Origin of the sequence: Faecalibacterium tardum, from assembly GCF_040096515.1 — a bacterium.
GTDB classification, from domain to species: domain Bacteria; phylum Bacillota; class Clostridia; order Oscillospirales; family Ruminococcaceae; genus Faecalibacterium; species Faecalibacterium tardum.
Window position 1 is genome coordinate 1 of record NZ_JBBMEO010000107.1, and the last position, 576, is coordinate 576.

Consider the following 576-nt stretch of genomic DNA (forward strand, 5'->3'; position numbering starts at 1 on the left):
GGCGCGGCCTTTCGTCAGGTGAAAGTATATCGCCGTGCCGATCAGCGGATGTTCCTCGCCATCGGTGAAGCCATAGCGGTACAGCAGATAGGTCTGCTCCCGTTGGGGCAGCCGTTTCAGGCCATCGTACAGTTCCCGGCGCGATTCCTGCTCTTCCATAATACTCTGCGGCTGCATGGCGTAGGGGTCGGCTATGGCTTCAATGCGCCGCAGTTGTTCCTCTCCCGGCAGAACATCGTCCAGCGAAACGCGCTGGTAGCAGACGCCGTCCTTGTCCTCCGTTACCATCCGCTGCTCAAAAGCGGCAAAGGCATCCCGTACCATGTCCATCATGGCGTTGCGGATGGCAGGAGCCGCATAGGTCAGGAACTTCATGCCGCGCGCTGCATCGAACTTCGGCACAGCTTTCCATAAGCCCAGATTGCCCGCCTGTTTCAAATCGTCCGTATCAAGGTTCAGGCCAGCCTGTGCCAAATTCATGCTGCGAAAAAGGTCATTCGCCACCTTGCCAATAAAGGACTTGTTGTTGTCGATCAGGCTGTCCAGCGCGGCAGCATCGCCTTTCTGTGCCAGCGC

The 576-nt window shown here is 58.0% G+C and carries 1 protein-coding gene; it reads right to left on the minus strand.

All coding sequences use genetic code 11. The features are described 5' to 3' along the window. Positions 1-576 (minus strand): sigma-70 family RNA polymerase sigma factor (locus tag WMO44_RS14995; protein ID WP_349153056.1); only part of this gene is annotated, 576 nt, incomplete at both ends.